This window comes from Aquimarina sp. 433, assembly GCF_054054605.1.
The window spans coordinates 230,567-252,710 of sequence record NZ_JBSWZK010000005.1; the positions used below are offsets into that span (position 1 = coordinate 230,567).

13 protein-coding genes are annotated in these 22,144 nt (G+C 32.4%); 12 read left to right on the top strand and 1 reads right to left on the bottom strand.

The features are described 5' to 3' along the window. Positions 1–136: 136 nt before the first annotated feature. The 5 genes from ACWNT5_RS12350 to ACWNT5_RS12370 all read left to right on the top strand — a co-directional run bounded on the left by ACWNT5_RS12350 (position 137) and on the right by ACWNT5_RS12370 (position 8,888). Positions 137–934, top strand: coding sequence for a sugar-binding protein (locus tag ACWNT5_RS12350; protein ID WP_456517491.1), 798 nt, complete (start codon positions 137–139; stop codon positions 932–934). 738 nt (positions 935–1,672) lie between these two features. Continuing rightward, positions 1,673–5,122 (top strand): SusC/RagA family TonB-linked outer membrane protein, encoded by a 3,450-nt coding sequence (locus tag ACWNT5_RS12355; RefSeq protein ID WP_456517492.1) that lies wholly within the window; start codon positions 1,673–1,675, stop codon positions 5,120–5,122. Positions 5,123–5,134: 12 nt separating this feature from the next. Beyond that, on the top strand, positions 5,135–6,613 hold the full coding sequence (locus tag ACWNT5_RS12360) for a RagB/SusD family nutrient uptake outer membrane protein (RefSeq protein WP_456517493.1): 1,479 nt from the start codon (positions 5,135–5,137) through the stop codon (positions 6,611–6,613). An 8-nt stretch (positions 6,614–6,621) separates the two neighbouring features. Then, positions 6,622–7,548 (top strand): substrate import-associated zinc metallohydrolase lipoprotein, encoded by a 927-nt coding sequence (locus tag ACWNT5_RS12365; RefSeq protein ID WP_456517494.1) that lies wholly within the window; start codon positions 6,622–6,624, stop codon positions 7,546–7,548. A gap of 20 nt (positions 7,549–7,568) precedes the next feature. Continuing rightward, positions 7,569–8,888 carry a DUF4302 domain-containing protein gene (locus ACWNT5_RS12370; protein ID WP_456517495.1) on the top strand — a complete coding sequence of 440 codons (1,320 nt, stop codon included), beginning with the start codon at positions 7,569–7,571 and terminating at the stop codon, positions 8,886–8,888. Between the two features lie 180 nt (positions 8,889–9,068). Here the strand turns inward: ACWNT5_RS12370 and ACWNT5_RS12375 are convergent, their stop codons facing one another. Continuing rightward, positions 9,069–10,829 (bottom strand): glycoside hydrolase family 15 protein, encoded by a 1,761-nt coding sequence (locus ACWNT5_RS12375; protein WP_456517496.1) that lies wholly within the window; start codon positions 10,827–10,829, stop codon positions 9,069–9,071. Positions 10,830–10,921: 92 nt separating this feature from the next. Between ACWNT5_RS12375 and ACWNT5_RS12380 the strand changes: the two genes are divergently transcribed. From ACWNT5_RS12380 to ACWNT5_RS12410, 7 genes are all read left to right on the top strand, one after another. Next, complete coding sequence (locus tag ACWNT5_RS12380; RefSeq protein ID WP_456517497.1) at positions 10,922–13,126, top strand: bifunctional alpha,alpha-trehalose-phosphate synthase (UDP-forming)/trehalose-phosphatase; 2,205 nt, start codon at positions 10,922–10,924, stop codon at positions 13,124–13,126. Positions 13,127–13,179: 53 nt separating this feature from the next. Beyond that, on the top strand, positions 13,180–14,301 hold the full coding sequence (locus ACWNT5_RS12385; RefSeq protein WP_456517599.1) for an MFS transporter: 1,122 nt from the start codon (positions 13,180–13,182) through the stop codon (positions 14,299–14,301). 108 nt (positions 14,302–14,409) lie between these two features. Beyond that, a complete protein-coding gene (locus ACWNT5_RS12390) occupies positions 14,410–15,588 on the top strand; it encodes a nuclear transport factor 2 family protein (RefSeq protein ID WP_456517498.1) in 1,179 nt (392 codons plus the stop codon). A 182-nt stretch (positions 15,589–15,770) separates the two neighbouring features. Further along, entirely contained in the window at positions 15,771–17,498 is a 1,728-nt protein-coding gene (locus ACWNT5_RS12395; protein WP_456517499.1) for an amidohydrolase family protein, read from the top strand. 643 nt (positions 17,499–18,141) lie between these two features. Next, positions 18,142–19,482, top strand: coding sequence for a M28 family peptidase (locus ACWNT5_RS12400; RefSeq protein WP_456517500.1), 1,341 nt, complete (start codon positions 18,142–18,144; stop codon positions 19,480–19,482). A gap of 54 nt (positions 19,483–19,536) precedes the next feature. Further along, the gene (locus ACWNT5_RS12405; RefSeq protein ID WP_299607656.1) at positions 19,537–20,472 is read left to right on the top strand and encodes an alpha/beta hydrolase; all 936 of its coding nucleotides are present in this window, start codon (positions 19,537–19,539) and stop codon (positions 20,470–20,472) included. 12 nt (positions 20,473–20,484) lie between these two features. Beyond that, positions 20,485–22,125: a M1 family metallopeptidase gene (locus ACWNT5_RS12410; protein ID WP_299607659.1), complete on the top strand. Its 1,641-nt coding sequence runs from the start codon at positions 20,485–20,487 to the stop codon at positions 22,123–22,125. Positions 22,126–22,144 lie beyond the last annotated feature (19 nt).

Below are 22,144 nucleotides of genomic sequence, written 5' to 3' on the forward strand. Positions count from 1 at the left end.
TCCTTAGAGCATTTAAATATTGATTATCAACTTTACAAAATCTTAACTTTTATAGATTCCTCAAAAATGAGTGAATGTTTTTAATATCTTTCCGATCCTGTTAAATTTAAATTCAATAACTATAAATAATAATCTTGTGAAAAAAATAGTCTTCTTACTTTCATTAATCTTAATCATTTCTTGTAAAAAGAAGGAAAATAATAATTCGGATAAAACAATTGCTGATAGTACAGAACAACCTTTAGAAATTGCTAAAAAAGAAAAAAAAGACCATCAGCTAAGAAATATAAAGAAGGCAGAAATTACTCCTACTATAGACGGTGATATGAATGATCCTATTTGGAATGAAACGAAATGGTATCCTATGGATCAAAATTGGATAGGAGAATTTCCAGATGTCAACGATTTCTTTGGACGCTATAAAATGGCATGGACACCAGAAGCACTATATATTTTAGTAGAAATAAAAGATGATGTATTATATGATCAATATAAAGATCCTTTAAAACTTTGGTGGGATGATGATTGTGTAGAGATTTTTATAGATGCTGATAACTCTGGAGGTGAACACCAATATAATAATAACGCATTTGCATATCATGTAGCATTAGATGGTAATGTGGTAGATTTAGATGCCAGTAAAAAACCTCTGTTATACAACAATCATGTAAAAATGAAGCGCAAGACAGATGGTGATGTTACTGTTTGGGAATTCGAAATGATTGTATTTGATGATACCTATGAAGAAGGGAAAACTAATGATCCTGTTGTATTATCTAAAGATCAAAAGCTAGGTTTTGCGATTGCATACAATGATAACGATGCCAGCAAAGAAAGAGAAAACTTTATGGGTTCTGTTTTTGTACCAGGAGAAGATAAAAACCAAGGTTGGATCAATGCAGATATCTTTGGCACTATTGTTTTAGTAGAATAACAAACCACCGCCTTAAAATAACAAAGAAGGCTCTAAACAAAAACATAAACTCTAGTCTTTTGAAAATTTAATTAACCAACTTAGATATTTCACAAATCCATCTTACAAAATGTGGAATTATAGAAATGATTATTAAAACTCCTGATTAACTTCAATAATATCATTCAGTAAATTTTGCAAAAAGTCTGATTCTTAAAAATGGCAAAATGGCGTTTCTCCCTATTTTCATAATAGGATTTATTCATCTCTTCTGTTTTTTTCCATCTCTTCTGTTTTTTCCATCTCCTCTGTTTTTTTGACAATCTGCTTATCTACAAGTCTATAATTAACAGAAGCTTTCACCTAGTTAGAGCTTAGAATAATCTGTTATTTCATAGCAATATATGATTGTTTTTAACTGCAAAATCTTTCAAAATAACAGCAGAACCAGTAGGTAGAGATCTTTTCCAACAAAAACGAGTAATTTTCTACAAAACAAACCTCAAAAGTATCGTTAAAAACAACAATATAACCGCCTATATACAAAATATAAAAATAAATTATTGTTAACCCTTTATAAATAAAAATTTACTAATTACGGTTTAAACGTAAATATTTTGTGTTAAAAACTCTAAAAATCCGTAAAATTTGTTAATTTCGCGATCTCGTAATAAACTTTCATTTAAAAAAAACGAATAAAAATGTAGTTTTTTACGCACAACCAATCCCTAATTGTATTTTTAAAACTTAACAAAGCTTATGAAAAAAAAACTACTCAAGTTTCATTATGGAATCACCTTAGACACAAAGCATAGCAGACCTTTACTCTCTGTCGTCTTTATCTTGTGTTGTCTAAATGTAATTAATGGAGAAAGTCGTATTACTGAAATGAATAATTCGGAACGATTTTCATTAAACCCCAAAACCTCTTTTAATACTACCGAAATAATTTTATTTCAGGGAAAATTTGAAATTATTGGACAAATCACGGATGATAGAGGCATGCCTCTTCCCGGAGCTACCGTTTCGGTTATTGGCACGCAACGCGGAGTGATTACTGATTTTGACGGAAATTTCACCATTTCTGTTTCAAAAGGAGAAACTCTTAAAATTCAAAGTTTAGGATTTTTGGATCAGGAAATACTTATAACTGGAGACAGAAAAGAATTTTCTATTCAGATGGAAGCTATGGTTGAGTCATTGGATGAAGTAATTATTACCGATGGATATAGAAAAAGCTACAAAAAGTTATTTGCCGGTGTAGCCACTAGACTGAAAGCCGAGGATATCAAAATTGATGGTGCAAGAGATGCATCTAGACTTTTAGAAGGTAGAGATGCCGGAGTAGTTGTGGATAATTTGTCTGGAACTTTCGGTGCTTCTCCACGTATTAGAATTCGTGGTAACACTTCTTTAAATGGAAATAACAATCCTATTTGGGTTGTTGATGGAGTTATCCTAGAAGACAATATAGAATTATCTCAAGACGAGTTGGGCTCAGGAGATATAAGTTCTGTCATTGGATCTTCCATTGCTGGATTAAATCCGGATGATATAGAATCTTTTTCAATACTTAAAGACGCCTCTGCAACCGCTTTATATGGAGCAAGAGCAAAAAACGGTGTAATCGTTATTACCACTAAAAAAGGTAAAAATGGAGCCTTAAAAATAAATTACTCAGGTAATTTCTCTTACAGATTAAGACCTCGATATGAACAGTTTAACGTCTTAAACTCACAACAGGAATTATCTGTTTACGCAGAATTAGTAGACAAAAATTTAATCGATCTTACTACAGCGCAATTTGCTGAATCTTATGGGGTTTTAGGAAGTTATTTTAATCTAAGAGGAACAAATGATGTAGAAATCGGAGCTAATGGACAACTATCAGACGATTTTTTTAGAAGATACCAAACTGCAAACACAGACTGGTTCAAAGTACTTTTTTCTGACATATCTACAGTCCAGAATCACTCAGTAAGCCTATCTGGAGGATCTGATAATGCTACATATCTATTTTCTTTAGGTTATTTACGGGATGAGGGTGTTACGATCGGAGATCAAGCAGAAAGATTAACAACAAGATTAAGAAATACTTTTAAAGTTTCAGAAAAAGTAACGTTAGGCACAACTCTTGCACTTAGCATCAGAGATCAAGTTGTTCCTGGAACGAATAATAGAACTTTTAATCCAATTACCGGTGAATATAATCGAGAGTTTGATATTAATCCATATAATTACTCACTTACAAATAGTCGTAGCGTTACCCCTTATGACGAAAATGGTAATTTAGAGTATTTCAGAAAAAACTATGCCCCTTTTAATATCATTAACGAATTAAATAATAATAGCATTAACATTGATGTTGCTGATATTTCTGCACAATTAGACCTCGATTATAAGATAAAAGATAATTTGACGTTCAATTCTATTGTAAATTATAGACAAGCTATCACCAGACGAGAGCACATAATTGGTGATAATTCTAACCAAGCAGAAGCTTTTAGAGCTGACGAAGGTGTTTTAGTAAATATAAATCCTTTCCTATACCAAGATCCTGAAAATCCTACAAGACCAGCATATTCAATTCTACCAGAAGGAGGGTTAAATATTTATAACGAAGATGTATTAAATTATTTCTACATAAGAAATTCGATTACCTGGAATCCAGAAATTAATTACGACAATCAATTCACCTTCCTTTTAGGACAAGAAATAAAATCTTCTACAAGAAGTTCCAGAGAGTACACGGGTATTGGCATATCTTACGATAATGGGTATATAGTAAATACAGATCCCGATGCTATTGACCAACTAACGAATCAGAATGATCAATATTTTGGAATAAGTAATCTAAGAGACAGATTTGTTGGATTCTTTGCCAACGCAGGATATACCCTGAAAAACAAATACATTTTAAACGGTACCTTACGTTACGATGGATCAAATTTACAAGGAACTAGTTCTAAATCACGATATCTTACCAGTTATAACATAAGTGGTGCGTGGAATATTCATCGAGAAAATTTCATTACAGCAGATTGGATCAATCAATTAAGATTAAAAGCTACTTATGGACTTTCTGGAGGAAGAGGGCCATTAACCAGTGCCACCTTGGACTTGCGTAGTAGGGTTCCTTTAAGACCAACCGATCAAGAAACTGTAATCGCTATAAACTCATTGGCTAATGACGATTTAACATTCGAGAAACTTAAAGAATTTAGTACGGGAATAGAATTTTCTTTTTTCGAGAATCGACTTAGTGGAGAAATTGGTTACTATAACAGAAATTCATTTGACTTAATTGGGATAGTGAAAACCAGTGGTGTTGGCGGACAGGCTTTTCAGAGTGGAAATTATGCAGATCTTAAAACCGAAGGTTATGAATTTGGAATTTCTACTGTGAATTTAAAAACTTCTAACTTCCAATGGAATACCAATATTAATGTTGGATATAATACAGAGCAAATCACAGAATTGCTTTTTGACCCTACCTTAGTACAGTTAACACAGCCATCCGGAGCTCCATATTCCGGAAGAGAGATTTCTGCCTTATACTCAACGAGATTTGCAGGATTAAATGAGTTTGGTATTCCAACTTTCTTTGATGAAAACAACAATATTGTCACAAATATAAATCTTCAGGAAAGAGAAAATCTTGAACAAATATTAAAATATGAAGGTCCCACACAACCAAGAGGTGCAGGTGGTTTTAATAACACTTTTAGGTATAAAAATCTGACACTAAGTGCAAATATCACTTTTAAATTTGATTACAAGATCCGTCTTAATAGTAATTTTGGACCTTCTTATACTGATTTCAACTCTTTATCAGGTGATTTGATAAACAGATGGAGATTACCTGGAGACGAAAACACAACCAATATACCTGCTATCCTAAGTGACAGAACCATACAAAATCAACTAGGAGCTGATAACGCTTACGATTTGTATAACATAAGTGACGCAAGAGTTGCTGATGGCACATATGCAAGAATGAGATCGATGGCGTTAGGATTAGATATCCCCATAAACTATATAGAAGGTTTAGGCATTGAATCAGCGCAATTTAGAATCCAAGGAGAAAATTTATTCCTTATATATTCTGACAAAGCTCTAAACGGACAAGATCCAGAATTTTTCAATTCAGGAGGAACAGCACTACCCGTAGCTAGATCACTTACATTTTCACTTAACGTTGGTTTCTAAAAATTAAAAAAAATGAATAAATATAAATTAACACCATATATACTACTGGTTTCATTTATTTTGTCATTCACATCATGTGATGACTATTTAGATGAATTACCAGATGACCGATTAGAACTCGACACTGCAGAAAAAGCAGCAAAAGTTGTTGCTGACTCTTATTCGCAAGGTAGTTACGCTTTTACAGATATGTACACAGATTTAGCTGGTCCAACTGGATTAGAAAATGGTGGTGTCATATCCAATGCTGGAGGTAATTTTATTGATCAAAATTCACTTCAATTATACACCTGGCAAGATGTAGACGGAATCTCACAGGATACTCCTACTTATTTCTGGGATAGATCCTACGAAGCTATTGCACAAACCAATGAGGTGCTAGCTGTAATAGATGATTTACCTGGAAATGCTGATTTTAAAAATGCAATTAAAGGAGAAGCATTATTATCAAGAGCTTATAGCCACTTTATGTTGGTTAATGTATTTGCTTTGCATTATGATCAAAACGCATCTACAAATTTAGGCATCCCATACGTGCTTCAACCAGAAACCCGTTTTCTTCCTGCTTACGAACGAAACACGGTACAAGAAGTATATGATTTAGTAGAAAAAGACCTTTTGGAAGGATTGTCTCTCATAAACGATCAGTTTTTCTCTGGATCAAAAAAATATCATTTTACAAAAAAAGCAGGATTAGCATTTGCCTCCCGCTTTTATCTATGGAAAAGAGATTATGAAAATTGCATTAAATATAGTGACCTTTTCCTTGATGGAAATCCAGAGTTATATGTTAAAAAATATGATAATCTACAAGGATCAACATATAATGACATTGCAGACAAATACAATGAGACGACTGATGACAGTAATGTATTAGTAATGCAAAAATTCAGTAATCATCAAAGATATGCAACAGGCTTTCGACTAAACATCACCGACTTAGGAGTTTTATTTAACAATCCATTAAATGCATTTGACCAAAGAACTTCAACAGGTATTTGGAATGTAGGAACAGACGCAAGATACACGGCTAGATTAAGAGAATACTTTTTCAGAGAAAATTTAAGCTCTAACTCCGGATTACCATACCACATTTCTATAGAATTAAAAGGTGAAGAAGTTTTATTAAACCGTGCAGAAGCGTTATTATTTAACGGATCGCAAGACGACGCTTTATTAGATATTAATGTACTTGCAAGATTGAGATATAACAATCAGGAATATAACGATATCAATCAGTTAATCACCTATTACGATGCTACTGATGCAATTAATGCGATTGAACAACTAATTTTGGATGAAAGAAAAAAAGAATTCTGGGATCATGGCCTTCGTTGGTTTGACATAAAAAGATTTAATCTTTCAATATCACATAGACTTCCCGAAAATTTTGGAGGAGAGACTTTAGAACTTTCTACAAACGATTTAAGAAAAGCAATTCAAATCCCAGATAGTGCAATAGATTTTGGAATCGCACCTAATCCTAGATAATATTAGACATGAAGAAAACAAATAATTCTATAAAAAAGCTTTTTACAATCTCTTTGTTAAGTATTACACTTATTAGTTGTGAAAGAGAAAAAAGCATTACGGCCGAAAATATTTTTGAACAAGAGCAAGAGTCTACAGACCCACTGGATATTTATTTAAAAGAGGAGTTTAGAGACCCATACGGAAGTGTTATCATCTACAAATTTGTAGATCGTTATATAGACCCAAACAGAACTGCAGTTCCTCCTAGAAGAGATGTAGTACAACCAGTTGCAGAATTAATAAAACAAGCTTGGATAGAACCATACAATTTGGGATCTGACCAAGGAGAAGAGTTTTTGAAGAGATATTTTCCAGCAGAGATTGTCTTTTTAGGATCTCCCCTTTATAATGGTGATGGTACTATTACTTTGGGAACGGCAGATGCTGGAGTACGAGTAACTTTAACTCAGGTTAATGATTATAGTCCTGATAATAATCAATGGATTATACAATCATTTAGAACATTGCATCATGAATTTGCTCATATTATAGATCAAAATTTCAACTTCGATGTAGAATCATTCTATGAAATCTCGGGAGAAGATTATACTTCTCCAGGAACTTGGACTACCTTGATTTCCGGAAGCGAAAACAGCACTCAATCTATAAACAACGCTATTTCACGCGGTATGGTTACACCTTATGGTACTTCATCTGTAGCGGAAGACTTTGCCGAAATTGTTGCCAGAATAATTACTACAGATCCCGTTGAATTTGAAAACACCTATTTAACTTTAGAAAGCTGTGCTGGTGGAGATGAAGCTTGTTTTCAAAGAAATATTGGGCGTCAAAGAATTCAGGAGAAGTATAACGCTGTTTTACGATACATGAAAGAAGATGTTGGTATTGATTTGTTAATAGTGAGAGACGAATTTTTAAATACCCTTAATTAATAACACAAAACATAAATAATATGTTACGAAATATAAAAATTAGTTCATTATTTTTTTTACTATTAGCGGTTTTTGCGTGTAGTGATGATGATGTTCAACCTTTGTTCGAACAAGATTCTGATACCAGAGTAAATCAATTATTAGAATCTTATCGCGATGTCTTAATTAATTCAGAATTTGGGTGGAAAACTGTATACCAGCCAGGAAGTAATTTTGGCGGAAATAATATTTATTTAAATTTTAATGAAGATAACACAGTAGATATTGTTTCAGATGTATTAGGTGGTCAGAATGATTTAGAAACAACTTATAGAGTAGGAATTAGCCAATTTCCCGAATTAGTATTCGAAAATTATACTACGTTCCACGCTTTGTTCGAAGCTCAAAACTTTAGTCTTGGTGCTGAATTTGAGTTTATATTCGAAGAAGTAAGTGACACTCAGATCATATTTAGGAGTAAAACAGATATTTCTGACCCAACAGAAATAATTTTTGAAAAAGCATCAGCACAAGATCAAGAAATCATTGAAAATCTAAGAGATTTCTATACACAATTACAAGATGAGAATAACACTTTTAGATTTATTCGGAACTTAGTAGTCCTAAATGACTCCAATGAAATATTATATAATAGGACGTTTACCTATTTTGATGATTTAGAAAGAACTGCTGGAGTTACTAATTTTGATGTCGCTAACGGATCTATTTCTACGGAAATTTTACCTATTACGGTTACCAATGAAGGTTTTCGCTTTTTACAGCCATTAACACTTGGAGATTTAAGTATTACTACTTTTGTTTATGATCAAGATTTTGGCACCTACACCTCTGTAGATAGCGGTGTGACAACCATAATAGGATATGACTTAGCCCCTGTAGCTACCGAAATCATCCCTGATCTTGCCTCTTCTGATGTAAATTCTTTTGGAGTGGATTTTTCAACCTACTCCTACTTAGACGAATCTTTTGGAAGTACTTTTCTTAGTCAAACTTCAGAGAATTTCATAAACCTAGGTAAAGTGAGTAACCTGTATAGAGTCGATATGGTTCTTGATGATCCTTTCTTTTCTAATCAATCATATTTTATTTTTAATATGAATGACGGAAGTTTCAATTTTGCTACATTCACCAGAGAAGTTATTGCAAATGAGAGAGTAGTTTTTACTTTTTCTGAATTCTTCGGAGATCCGGATGGTCTTATTAATATATTCGCCTTGTTATTTAGTGCAGATGGATTTTATATGACACAAACAAATGAAAGTCAGTTTAGTAGCAATCCATCCTATAAATTCACAAGCGTAGCTGCACCAAATCTTAATTTCTCTGTTTACGGAATATAGTAAGAATGAGAGTTAGCCTATTTTTAAAATCTTTGGGAATTTTGATTCCCAAAGATTTTCTTTTTTACGTAAATCGTATTGTTTATAAATCTAACTTCTCCTTTACACTTAACTCAAACTCTATAAAACAACTCGTAGTTTTATTATAGTTTCTATAAACTCCTCCTCTTCGATTACATTTTATGAAAAATTCACTGCAGTTTCTATTAATGCTAGATGAGAGTATGCTTGTGGAAAATTACCCAGTAATCTTTTAGATTTAAAATCTATATCCTCACTAAACAACCCTAAATGGTTACTGTAGGATAATAATTGGTCAAACATTTTACGGGCCTTTTCCTTCTCTCCTACTTTGTTTAAACTATTTATAAACCAAAAACTACAGATTGTAAATGAAGAAGAAGGCAATCCAAAATCATCTTTATTTTTATATCTATACAACAATCCATCATTACATAACTCTCGTTCGGTAGCTTTTACGGTATTCACAAATCTCGGATCTTTTGCTTCTATAAATCCATAGGACTCCATTAATAAAGTAGAAGCATCTAGGTCAGCCGACCCATAAGATTGTGTATACGCTTGCACCTCTTCATTCCAAGCATTCTCATATATATCATTATAAATTCGATCTCTCAGTTCTCTCCACCTTTCATTATTATCAGTTTTTCCTATTAATTCACCAATTTTTATGGCTCTATCCACAGCTACCCAACAAAGTAATTTGGAAAATGTAAAATGTCGTTCTTCTGTTCTAAATTCCCAAATACCTTTATCAGGTTTTTCCCAGTTTACATTCACAATATGTACAATACTTTTACTAATTGTCCATAGACTTTCGCTATCATCTACAGCAGCATCAAACTTTACAAACTGTTGATAAATTACATTCATTAAGATACCATAGATATCATTTTGTTTTTGGTGAAAAGCAGCATTTCCGATTCGAACTGGACTAGAATTTTTATAACCACTAAGATGATCAAGTGTTTTTTCCGTAAGATCCTTCTCTCCATTAATTCCATACATAATCTGAATCTTTTCATCCTTATCAGGTATGATATCGATTATAAATCTTAGAAAGCGTTGTGCTACTTGTTTATGCCCAAGATCTGAAATCACTTTTATCACCATAGAGGCATCTCTAATCCAACAGAAACGATAATCCCAATTTCGTACCTCTCCTATGGTTTCTGGCAGTGAAGTAGTTGCAGCCGCTAGTACAGCTCCTGACTTTTCATAACTCAATAATTTAAGCACTAAAGCACTTCTTAGGATTTCTTGATTATACAATTTGTAAGAAGTTGTTTTTTCGCTCCAATCCATCCAATATACTCTTGTCCTTTGTAGTTTAAGATAACAAAGCTCTAAAGATTGATTCAAGATCTTTTCATGATAACTTATCAAAAAATAAGCGTTATCAGTCAATGTAATTTCTTCAGAATTCAGAATGGTTTCTAAATCAAGATCAGAGTATAGATATAAGGTATCATACTTATCTTTATCTGTGATACTTTTAATATAATTTTCAGTTACTTTTGAGTAAGTATCCTCTTTTGCATATTCTAGCTTAGGATCATAATTTACCCTAAAAGTCGGTTTACCCGAAATTAACTTAATGTATCTAATGATATCTGCCGGTGCATGATAAGAACCATCTTCATTTTGATATCGCGGCATAAAATCAATACTTTCAAAAACATCCGTTCCATTATTATATTCCGTTACCAGAATATTTGTTTTAATTATATATTTCTGAGAAACCTTATAATCATCACTCACTAAAATTTCGAAAGTTCCTCCTTTATCTTCATCCAGAATTTTTGCAAAAACTGAAGATGAATCAAAATTGGGAAGACAACACCAATCAATAGCTCCTTTCTTTGAAATTAACGCTGCGCTCTTACAATTTCCAATAATTCCGTAGTCCAAATTATTCATATAATTTCAAGTTCTTTTAAATAAACGTACCTTTATTCGCTGAACCGAAATTTAATCAATCAAAATTAGTCAACCAACTTTCACCAAGCTTTATGAGTAAAACTATCATAATCTCAAATCGACTGCCTTTACAATTAGAAATTGACAATAATTCCATTAATACGATACCAAGTGTTGGAGGATTAGCAACAGGAATGAAATCTGTTCATTCTGGAAGTGATAGTATTTGGATCGGTTGGAGTGGTCTTACTGAAGAACAATTAGACGATAATAAAAGAATTCTGGTAAAAAATGCATTGACAAAACATCAATGTGTTGGAGTTCCATTAACTTCTGAAGAAATTGATGGATTTTATTATGGTTTTAGTAATAATACTTTATGGCCACTATTCCACTATTTCATGGAATATACCAAATTTGAAAAAGATAGTTGGAATATATATCAATCGGTAAACCAAAAATTCGCAGATATTGTCATCGAAAACCTTGATGAAAATGATACTATTTGGGTACACGATTATCAACTACTGCTGTTACCCGAAATGATCCGAAAAAAGAAACCGAATGTAACCATAGGATTCTTTTTGCATATTCCTTTTCCTTCATATGAAGTATTTAGAACAATTCCTTGCAGAAAAGAAATACTAAAAGGACTATTAGGAGCAGATTTAGTTGGATTTCATACGTATGATTATGAAAGACATTTTCTAAGTTCCGCGCAAAGAATTTTAGGATTAGAAATTAACTTTAACAATGTACAGCTGGATAACAGAATTGTTAAAGTAGATTCTTTCCCTATGGGTATTGATTATCAAAAGTTTCATGATGCCGCTACCTTACATAATGAAAAAGAAAAACAGGATCAAACTGAAATACAACAAAAAATAGATGAGCACCTTGCAGATGGAGATCGTGCAAAACTCATTTTATCCATAGATAGACTTGATTATACAAAAGGGATTGCTAACAGATTAAGAGCCTTTGAATATTTCTTAGATAAATACCCTCAATTTAGAGGAAAAGCAAGATTAGTAATGCTTGCGGTACCTTCTAGATCTAACGTTCCACAATATCAACTACTAAAAAATGAAATTGATCAACTGGTAGGTAGAATTAATGGCAAATTCTCGGAAGTAAGCTGGACTCCTATTTGGTATTTTTATCGTTCGATGCCTTTTGAGAATTTAATTGATTTATATACTTCTAGTGAAGTGGCTTTGCTAACTCCTATAAGAGATGGAATGAATCTGGTTGCCAAAGAATACATCGCTTCTAGGGTTGATAAAAAAGGGGTTCTTATCTTAAGTGAAATGACAGGTGCTTCAAAAGAGATGAGCGAAGCACTTATTATCAATCCAAATAATTTTGAAGAAATAGCGGATACCCTAAAGTTTGCTTTAGAGATGCCTGAAGAAGAACAGATAAAAAGAAATACTGCGCTCCAAAAGAGATTGAAAAGATATAATGTAGAGAAATGGGCCAAAGATTTCATGGAATCTCTAGAAAACACTAAAACCACAGCTAAAAAGTACTCATTAAAGAAATTAACTCCCGAACTAAAGAAAGATTTATTATCAGATTTCGAAACTTCTAAAAATCGAATTTTATTTATTGACTATGATGGAACTTTAGCTCCTTTTGAGAAAATTCCTGAAAATGCTAAACCCACTCAAAAAATATTTGATATTTTAGATAGTCTTCAAAAAGATAAAAGAAATAAAGTCATATTGATAACTGGTAGAGATAAATTTACTTTTAATAAATGGTTCGGTCATAAAGATTATACCTTAATTACCGAACATGGAGCTTGGCTAAAAGACGTAGATAAAGATTGGGAACTATTAGAAAGAGTAAATAACGATTGGTTCGAGTCTATTGCTCCTGTATTAGAATCGTTTACAGACAGAACACCAGGTTCTCTTATCGAAGAAAAAAATTATTCGTTAGCTTGGCATTTTAGAAACGTAGATCCAGATCTTGGTAAACTAAGATCTATGGAATTAAAAACCACAATACAACACCTCATCGCTAACCATAATCTCGAAATTTTAGAAGGTGATAAGGTATTAGAAATAAAAGTAAGTGGTATCAACAAAGGAAAATCTGCTTGCAAAATGCTTGTAGAAAAAGACTATGATTTTATTTTTGCCATAGGTGATGATTGGACAGATGAATATATGTTCAAAGAATTACCATCTTCTTCATATACCATTAAAGTAGGGTTGAAAAAAACGATTGCCAAGTTTTACGTAGAAGATACAAATCAGGTTCATCAATTATTACAAGAGCTTAACTAACTTTTAATATAAATATTCTGAAACCAAAGATCTATATACTTCCTGTTATTATTATTGCGCAGTTTTTCTGTACGTCTTTGTGGTTTGCAGGAAACGCTGTTATAGATGATTTTGCAGCTCAGTTTAATGTAGGTTTTAATATACTAGGATATCTTTTATCAACGGTTCAATTTGGTTTTATTATCGGTACGCTCACTTTTGCCCTTTTTACATTGGTAGATCGATTTTCTCCATCAAAAGTATTTATGATTTCAGCAATCTTGGGAGCGCTTTGTAATATTGCTCTATTAATACCCAACATTACTGTTCTTAATGTTCTAACAGCACGATTTGGAACTGGTTTTTTTCTAGCCGGTATTTATCCTGTTGGTATGAAAATAGCCTCCGATTATTACAAAGATGGTTTAGGAAAAGCATTAGGATATTTGGTAGGTGCTTTAGTTATGGGTACTGCACTTCCTCATTTATTAAAAGAACTATCATGGAATAGCGACTACAAAATCGTAATCCAATCTACTAGTTTGCTAGCCTTACTTGGCGGATTATTAATTTATTTTTGTATTCCTAATGGTCCTTATAGAAAACCCGTTTCTAAATTACAATTAGGAGTAATCACTGAACTTTTTGGAATTATTAGTTTTAGAAAAGCTGCTTTCGGATACTTCGGTCATATGTGGGAGCTTTATGCATTTTGGGGCTTTGTTCCAGTACTATTAAAAACCTATGTCGAAAAGCATAGAATAGGAATTCCAATATCCCTCTGGTCATTTACGATCATTGCTATTGGTTTCTTTTCGTGTGTTTTGGGTGGTTATATTTCCTTGAAAACTGGAAGTAGAAAAGTGGCACGGTATTCACTAATTATTTCTGGGCTTTTTTGCTTAATCTCTCCGCTCCTATTTCAATTACCAGTAGAAATATTTTTAGGCCTGTTATGTTTCTGGGGTATGGTGGTGATATCTGATTCTCCTCAGTTTTCTACAATGGTAGCTAGTGCTGCTCCTCCAGAACTTAGAGGAACTGGACTTACGATTGTAAATTGTATTGGTTTTGCAATAACGATTCTTAGTATTCAATTACTTTCCTATCTAGTCAACCATATGGATTCTATGTATATATTCCTTTTTTTGGGAATTGGTCCACTAATTGGTCTTTACGCTTCTCGAAAACAGTAAACTTGATTTTAAAGTTGATATTTATTAACTCTTAATTATCGGAAATAACTCTTAACAAATACTTAAGAAAATACTTGATATTTACCTGTATTTTAGAAAACAAAACCGATGAGAAACATTCTTTTTTTCGTAATACTATCCCATTTTTTTTTAAGTACAGCTCAAACGGATACAGAAGTATATTTATTCGACATTTCAACAGAGAATAATGAACTAAAGCTTACCAATCAAAGAAATATTTCAAACAATCCAGGCTATGACAATCAGCCTTCTTTTTATAACGATAATATTGTTTTGTTTTCTTCTACCAGAAATGGACAAACTGATATAGCTGCGTATAATATTAGAGACAACAAAATTGATTGGATTTCTAATACTTTAGAAGGAAGTGAATATTCACCTACTAAAATCCCGAATCAAAGGGCTATTTCGGCTATTAGATTGGATACCACAGGCAAGCAACTATTGTACTCGTATGATTTTAAAACTGGGAAACCTAAGGTATTATTAGAAAATCTTGTAGTTGGATATCACTGTTGGTATGATAAAGATATAATTGTTTCCTCTGTATTAGAGGATCAGAGTCTGTCACTGGTGATTTCTAACCTAAAAAATAAGACGAATGCAACTCTTCAAAAGAAAATAGGAAGATCATTACATAAAATTCCAAACTCTAAGCTCATCAGTTATATCAGCAAAGAAAATGAACAATGGGAAATAAAGTCATTAAATCCAATCTCTGGAGAAACGAAAAAAATTATAAATACGATTCCAGAGGCCGAAGATATGTATTGGTTACTAAACGGAACTATTTTAATGCCTAAAGGAAATATAATCTATAAGTTTAATCCAAAAACAGATAAAAATTGGAGCTTGTTTTATACTTCTACAGATCCAGGACTTGGGAATATTACAAGAATTGCCACAAATTCCATTAGCACTTTACTGTCCATAGTTTCTGATGTATCACCAGAGCGTATCGTTCAGCAGCAATTAGATGCCTATAACGCTAGAAACATTGACGCCTTCGCCTCAACATACTCAAAAAATGTAAAAGTGTATTACTATCCTAATAAATTAAGTTATGAAGGGATAGATAATCTAAAAAAAGGGTACGCATCCTTTTTTGAAAATACTCCAGATCTGCACTGTGAAGTAAAGAATAGAATTATATACGGAAACAAAGTCATTGACGAAGAATCAGTACTCATAAATGGTAAAAAGATAAAAGCTGTAGCGATCTATGAAGTGGAAAACGGTAAAATAGCTAAGGTTACTTTTTTTTAGAATTCATCAATAATAAAGGCAAAATAACATTTCTTAGTATCAAAATTTAATTAATAAGATTCATAAATATAATTTAAACGGAAACACATATTTATTTAGAATTATTTTTTCTTTTCACGTATCTAATATTTTTTTATACTTGACATTTGTATTAATAAAATTAACAATCACACAAATCACTAATGAATAGAAATTTCGTTTTAATCACTATTGTAGTTATATGCTCGACTTTTTCAGGTTTTTCTCAATCAATTTTACTCAAAAACATAAATCTTATCGATGTAGAAAACGGTAAAATTCAAAAAAACAGGAATATACTTATTGAAAAAGATCGCATATCAAAAATTACTGCTGACGAAATAAAAGTAAATAATGAAGTTTCGATTATTGACGGAACAGATAAGTTTCTAATTCCTGGTATGATTGATACTCATATACATTTTTTTCAAACAGGAAGCTTATATACCAGACCAGATGCAATCGATCTAACAAATAACTTTTCTTATGAAGATGAGATACAGTTTGCAAAAGATATAATCCCCGATAATTTTAAACGCTATCTAAAATTAGGTATCACATCGGTAATGGATGTTGGAGGTCCTTTTTATAATTTTACTGTACGAGATAGTATTGCTAAACATAATATTTCTCCAAATGTTTATGTTACAGGTCCTTTATTTTCTCCATATCAACCTAAAGCTTTTTCCAGTCTGGAAGACATCCCTATAGAAAAAATCAACTCTAAACAAGAAGCCACGAAACTATTTAATAAAATGATTGCTTACAAACCTGATTTTATCAAAATATGGTATATATCAGGTAATGGATTACCTGCAGAGAAAACCTATCCTATCGTTGCTCATATTGCTGAGTTAACTCATAAAAACAACCTGAAATTAACAGTTCATGCAACTAATCTAAAAACTGCAAAACTAGCGGTAAAAGCAGGTGCCGATATTTTAGTGCATAGTGTAAATGATCAACTTGTAGATGATGAATTTATCAAAATGCTTAAAGATCATAAAGTAACATATATACCAACTTTAATTGTTGGTAAAAATTATGGCAAGGCATATCTAGCTAACCCTAGCAATCATATACAAGATCTAACCTATGCAAATCCAAAAGTATATGGTACATTAACCGATATGAATAGATTTTCTGATAATGAAATTCCAGACAGAATAAAAAAACTAAGAAAAGATCCAAAATCCTTAGAAAAAAGAAATAGAACTCGCGATAGCATAATGCTTACAAACCTTTTAAAACTAACTGAAAAAGGAATTAATATAGCTACTGGAACAGATGCTGGAAATATAGGTACAATCCACGCTTCTTCATACATCCAAGAGATTGAAGCTATGAAAAAATCAAACATATCTAATTTTGATATTATAAAAGCTTCTACAATTAATGCTGCTTTAGGTTTTGGGCTAGAAGGTGATATTGGATCTATTAAGGAAGGAAAATTAGCCGATTTGGTTATTCTATCTAAAAATCCTGTTGAAAATATTGAAAATTTAAATTCAATAGAAGAAGTTATTAAAAGTGGAGAAATATTGAATATTAAAGAGCTTTTAAAAGAAACTGCAGAACAAATTGTACAAAGACAAGTAAATGCCTACAATGCTAGAAATATAGATGCTTTTATGGACACTTATTCGGATGACATAAAGATCTACAACTTCCCTAATGAGCTATCCATTTCTAGTAAAGCAGACATGAAAAAAAGTTTTGAAACTATGTTTGAAAAGGTTCCAAACTTATACTGTGAAATTAAAAACCGTATTGTTCTTGGTAATAAAGTAGTCGATCGAGAATATGTAAGATTTGGAGATCGTTACTCCAATGTTATAGCAATCTATGAAGTAGAAAATGGTAAAATAGCTAAAGTTACCTTCTTAAGATGAATCGAATAGAGGTTACAGTCAAATGAAACATCCTGTGCAACTACATATTTAAGAAATTGTTCCATTAACGGACAAAGAGTTTGATTTTATGTTGAGCCATTTTAAAACTACTAAAAAACGGAGGCATCAATATTTGGTGCAAGAATGAGAAGTTGTAAAAATAATATTAGACTACTAAAGGTTTTGTATAAAAGCTATTTTTTTAAATGAGAAACGCAAAGAACATACTCTTCGTTTTGCTATAGAACATTGGTGGATTACAGATTATGAAGCTCCTTCTATAATCAATGTTAATTATCTAGAAGATCGTGAACCACCTTACATATCTTTTGATAATAGAGATAAACTTAATAGCTAAATCTACAAATGAAATTTTTCTTAAAATCAAAACTCAATTGAATGGTAAAATGCTAGTATCAGATTGCTATGGCACTCTTATACATGAACAAAAAGTTAGATATGAAAAGAGCATCGTATAAATACATGTTCGAAAATCCATATTTGTACATTTTAAAAGATAACTATGATAAATCAATTCATTTATGTTTCATATTAAAGCGCCATCGTGTAGGTCTTATAAATTTGTTAAGGAGTCACTCCCAATGATTGCTTTTACTTAAATTACGCGATCAAATTAACACAAATGAAGATTTTTTTTACCTCAACACTTTTTTTATTTTCAATAATTGCTAGCGCACAAACAAACCCAAAAATATATGATATTATCAATGCTATTTCTAGCGAAAGAATAGAAGCAGATATTAAAACATTAGCTGGTTTTGGTACCAGACATACCTTAAGCGATACAGTTTCCAATATAAGAGGAATTGGTGCTGCCAGAAGGTGGATCAAATCTGAGTTTGAAACCATATCCAAAAAATGTAATAATTGTTTAGAAGTTTTTTATCAAAAAGACCTTGTTAAAAAGGGAACAAATCAACGTATTACCAAAGATGTAATGGTTGTAAATGTAGTTGCCATACAACGAGGAACTAAATACCCTAATCGCTTCATTATTATGAGTGGAGATATCGATTCCCGTATTTCTGACCCAAATAACTTTGCTGATGATGCTCCTGGTGCTAATGATAATGCAACAGGAATGGCTGGAGCGATGGAAGCGGCAAGAGTATTGTCCAAATACAAATTTGAAAGTAGTATTATTTACGTAGGCCTTTCTGGAGAAGAACAAGGACTGTTTGGCGGAAAAGGATTGGCCAACTATGCCAAAAAGAACAATTGGGATATTGTTGGAGTTATGAATAATGATATGATTGGTAATATCAAAGGTGTAGATGGTGTTATCGATAATAGAACATTTAGAATTTTCTCTGAACCAACCAATCTAACTGACAATGAAAGAACAGTTAAAAACAGACGTTTTTATGGAGGCGAAGTGGATGGAATTTCTCGTCAGTTGGCTCGGTATATTCATAAAACTACCAAAACATATATGCCAGAAATGAATCCTATGATGATCTATCGACTAGATAGATTTGGTCGTGGTGGTCATCATCGTCCTTTTAATGATGCTGGATTCGCTGGAATTAGAATTATGGAGGCTCATGAAAACTATACTCAGCAACACCAAGACATTAGAAAAGAAGATGGGATTGCATATGGAGATGTAGTAGAACATGTAAACTTTGAATATGCAGCTAAACTAACTGCTGTTAATGCAATCAATCTTGCATCCATCGCATGGGCTCCACCAACTCCAACAGAAGTTAAAATTGGTGGAATAGTGGAACCTTCTGTGAAGTTTAAATGGGAAAAATCAAATGATCCTAATATCCAAGGATATAAAATATATTGGAGAGATACTACATCGCCTACCTGGGATTATAGTAGATTTGTTGGTAATGTAGATAACTTTGTACTCGATGGTATTGTTATTGATAATTACTTTTTTGGAATAGCAACTGTAGGAAAAAACGGATTTGAAAGTCAGGTTGTGTTCCCTACTGCCATTTTTAGAAAGTAAATGGAGTATGTTCTAAATTAAATTATTAATGTGTAACAACTTAAATGTAAACGTGTGAAATTCTTAAACTTCTTCATCATCACAGCGCTATTATTTACATTTTCTTGTAAACAAGAAACCGTAAAAGAAAAATCATCCGTAAATGTTGATATAGCAGAAAAATTATCCATTGAAACCAAGGGAAAAGTTGTTATTCATGAGAACTTTAAATCCGCATACGTAATCCCTAGAAACGTAGAAGTGTTCTTGCCTAATGGATACGATACTTCTAATAAGAAATACAAAGTATTGTATATGCATGATGGACAGAATGTTTTTAACCCTAAAACATCTTATACAGGTATCGATTGGGGAGTTGATGAAACGATAGATAGCTTAATTAAAGCTGGTAGCATAAAAAATACTATTGTTGTTGCCCCTTGGAACACTGAGAGAAAGCGTTTTTCAGAATATATGCCAGAAGCTCCAGCTGAAGCTACAAACAATCCGGAAGCAAAAGCAGCTTTAAAACAAAATACAGGGTTCGATTCTTTATATTCTGATGAATATTTGAAATTTCTAGTTGAAGAATTAAAACCATTTATTGATAAAACTTATAATGTATCCACTAAAATGGAAGATACTTCAATTATGGGATCTTCAATGGGTGGATTAATATCGTTATACGGAATATGCAAATATCCAGAAGTTTTCGGAGCTGCAGGATGTGTATCTACTCATTGGCCAGTTCCTATTTTGGGCGAAGCCTATATCAAAACCTTACCATCTACTCTACCCGATCCTCAAACACATAAAATATATTTTGATTTTGGAACCGAAGGTTTAGACGCTCAATATGAACCTTTTCAGAAACAAGTGGACCAAATGATGAAAGATAAAGGGTATGAAGAAGGAAAGAACTGGATCACCAAAAAATTTGAAGGAGATGGTCATAATGAGAAAAGTTGGAATGAACGTGTACACATCCCATTAGAGTTCCTATTACAATAAATTAAATTGAAAATGAATAAGTTTTTTTTAGTAGTATGTTTGATATGCTCAAGTATTCCAATTATCGGACAGACATCTCTTTTTGATTCGCATCAAAAATTCACAAGACAAGACACTTTAAGAGGTTCCATTACGCCAGAAAGATCATGGTGGGATCTTACTTACTACCATTTAGACATCACAGTGGATCCCGAAAAAAAAACGATTTCAGGTAAAAATACAATTCAATATAAAGTATTGGAAAATCAAAGCACGTTACAAGTGGATCTGCAGCCTCCATTAACTATAGAAAAAGTAGAACAAGATGGAAAACTACTAAAAGTTCGTTCTGAAGAAAATGCTCATTTTATAGAATTGATCAAAAAACAGAAAAAAGGAAGTATTAATTCTATAATTGTTCACTACAGTGGCAAACCAAGAGAAGCCGTCAGAGCTCCTTGGGATGGTGGTATTTCCTGGAAAAAAGACACAAATGGCAAACACTTCGTAGCATCCTCCTGTCAAGGATTAGGAGCAAGTGTTTGGTGGCCAAATAAAGATCATATGTACGATGAAGTAGATAGTATGTTGGTGAGTGTTACTGTGCCAAAAGATTTAATGAATATTTCCAATGGGAGACTGCGTAAGATTGAAGAGCGAAACCCAAATACAAAGACCTATCATTGGTTTGTTAATAATCCAATAAACAATTATGGCGTAAACATTAATATTGGGGATTATGTCCATTTTGGAGAAAAATACAAAGGAGAAAAAGGCCTGTTAGATATGGATTATTATGTACTAAGATATAATCTTGAGGCTGCTAAGAAGCAATTTAAAGATGCGCCAAAAATGATGAAAGCTTTCGAACATTGGTTTGGCCCCTACCCTTTTTATGAGGATAGCTTTAAACTGGTAGAAGTTCCTTATTTAGGTATGGAGCATCAGAGTTCTGTGACTTACGGAAATAAATACGTAAACGGATATCTAGGTAATGATTTATCCGGAACAGGTTGGGGATTAAAATTCGATTTTATAATAATACATGAATCGGGTCATGAATGGTTTGCTAATAATATTACCTATAAGGATATTGCCGATATGTGGATACATGAAAGTTTCACCGCATATTCAGAAAATTTATTTCTGGACTACCATTATGGAAAAGAAGCTTCTTCAGATTATGTTATTGGCACAAGAAAAGGAATTAGAAATGACAAACCGATTATAGGTCATTATGATGTGAATAATGAAGGATCTAGCGACATGTATTATAAAGGTGCTAATATGCTACATACGCTACGCCAACTTATTGAAGATGACGACAAATGGCGATCTATACTACGAGGACTAAACAAAGAGTTTTATCATAAAACAGTAACTACAAAAGAAATTGAAGATTATATAAGTGAGCAATCAAAAATTGACCTCACTGAATTTTTTAATCAATATTTACGTGATACCAGAATTCCTACTTTGGAATATCGTTTAGATAATAAAGAGCTTAAATATCGATATATCGATATTGTTAAAGGTTTTGATATGCCTGTGCGATTAAAAATAGACGGGAAAGAAAAATGGATACAGCCAAACGCTTCTTGGCAAACTCTTCAGGTAAAAGCTGACAAAATTGACATAGACCCTAATTTTTATGTAAAAGGAAAATCTATATAATCAAATACATATTCATCTC

Bases quoted from the DNA above. Each gene is read 5' to 3' on its own strand.
- ACWNT5_RS12390 (WP_456517498.1), top strand. From the start codon at position 14,410: ATGAGAAACATTCTTTTTTTCGTAATACTATCCCATTTTTTTTTAAGT.
- ACWNT5_RS12375 (WP_456517496.1), bottom strand. From the start codon at position 10,829: ATGAATAATTTGGACTACGGAATTATTGGAAATTGTAAGAGCGCAGCG.
- ACWNT5_RS12410 (WP_299607659.1), top strand. From the start codon at position 20,485: ATGAATAAGTTTTTTTTAGTAGTATGTTTGATATGCTCAAGTATTCCA.
- ACWNT5_RS12355 (WP_456517492.1), top strand. From the start codon at position 1,673: ATGAAAAAAAAACTACTCAAGTTTCATTATGGAATCACCTTAGACACA.
- ACWNT5_RS12400 (WP_456517500.1), top strand. From the start codon at position 18,142: ATGAAGATTTTTTTTACCTCAACACTTTTTTTATTTTCAATAATTGCT.
- ACWNT5_RS12395 (WP_456517499.1), top strand. From the start codon at position 15,771: ATGAATAGAAATTTCGTTTTAATCACTATTGTAGTTATATGCTCGACT.
- ACWNT5_RS12380 (WP_456517497.1), top strand. From the start codon at position 10,922: ATGAGTAAAACTATCATAATCTCAAATCGACTGCCTTTACAATTAGAA.
- ACWNT5_RS12370 (WP_456517495.1), top strand. From the start codon at position 7,569: ATGTTACGAAATATAAAAATTAGTTCATTATTTTTTTTACTATTAGCG.
- ACWNT5_RS12360 (WP_456517493.1), top strand. From the start codon at position 5,135: ATGAATAAATATAAATTAACACCATATATACTACTGGTTTCATTTATT.
- ACWNT5_RS12365 (WP_456517494.1), top strand. From the start codon at position 6,622: ATGAAGAAAACAAATAATTCTATAAAAAAGCTTTTTACAATCTCTTTG.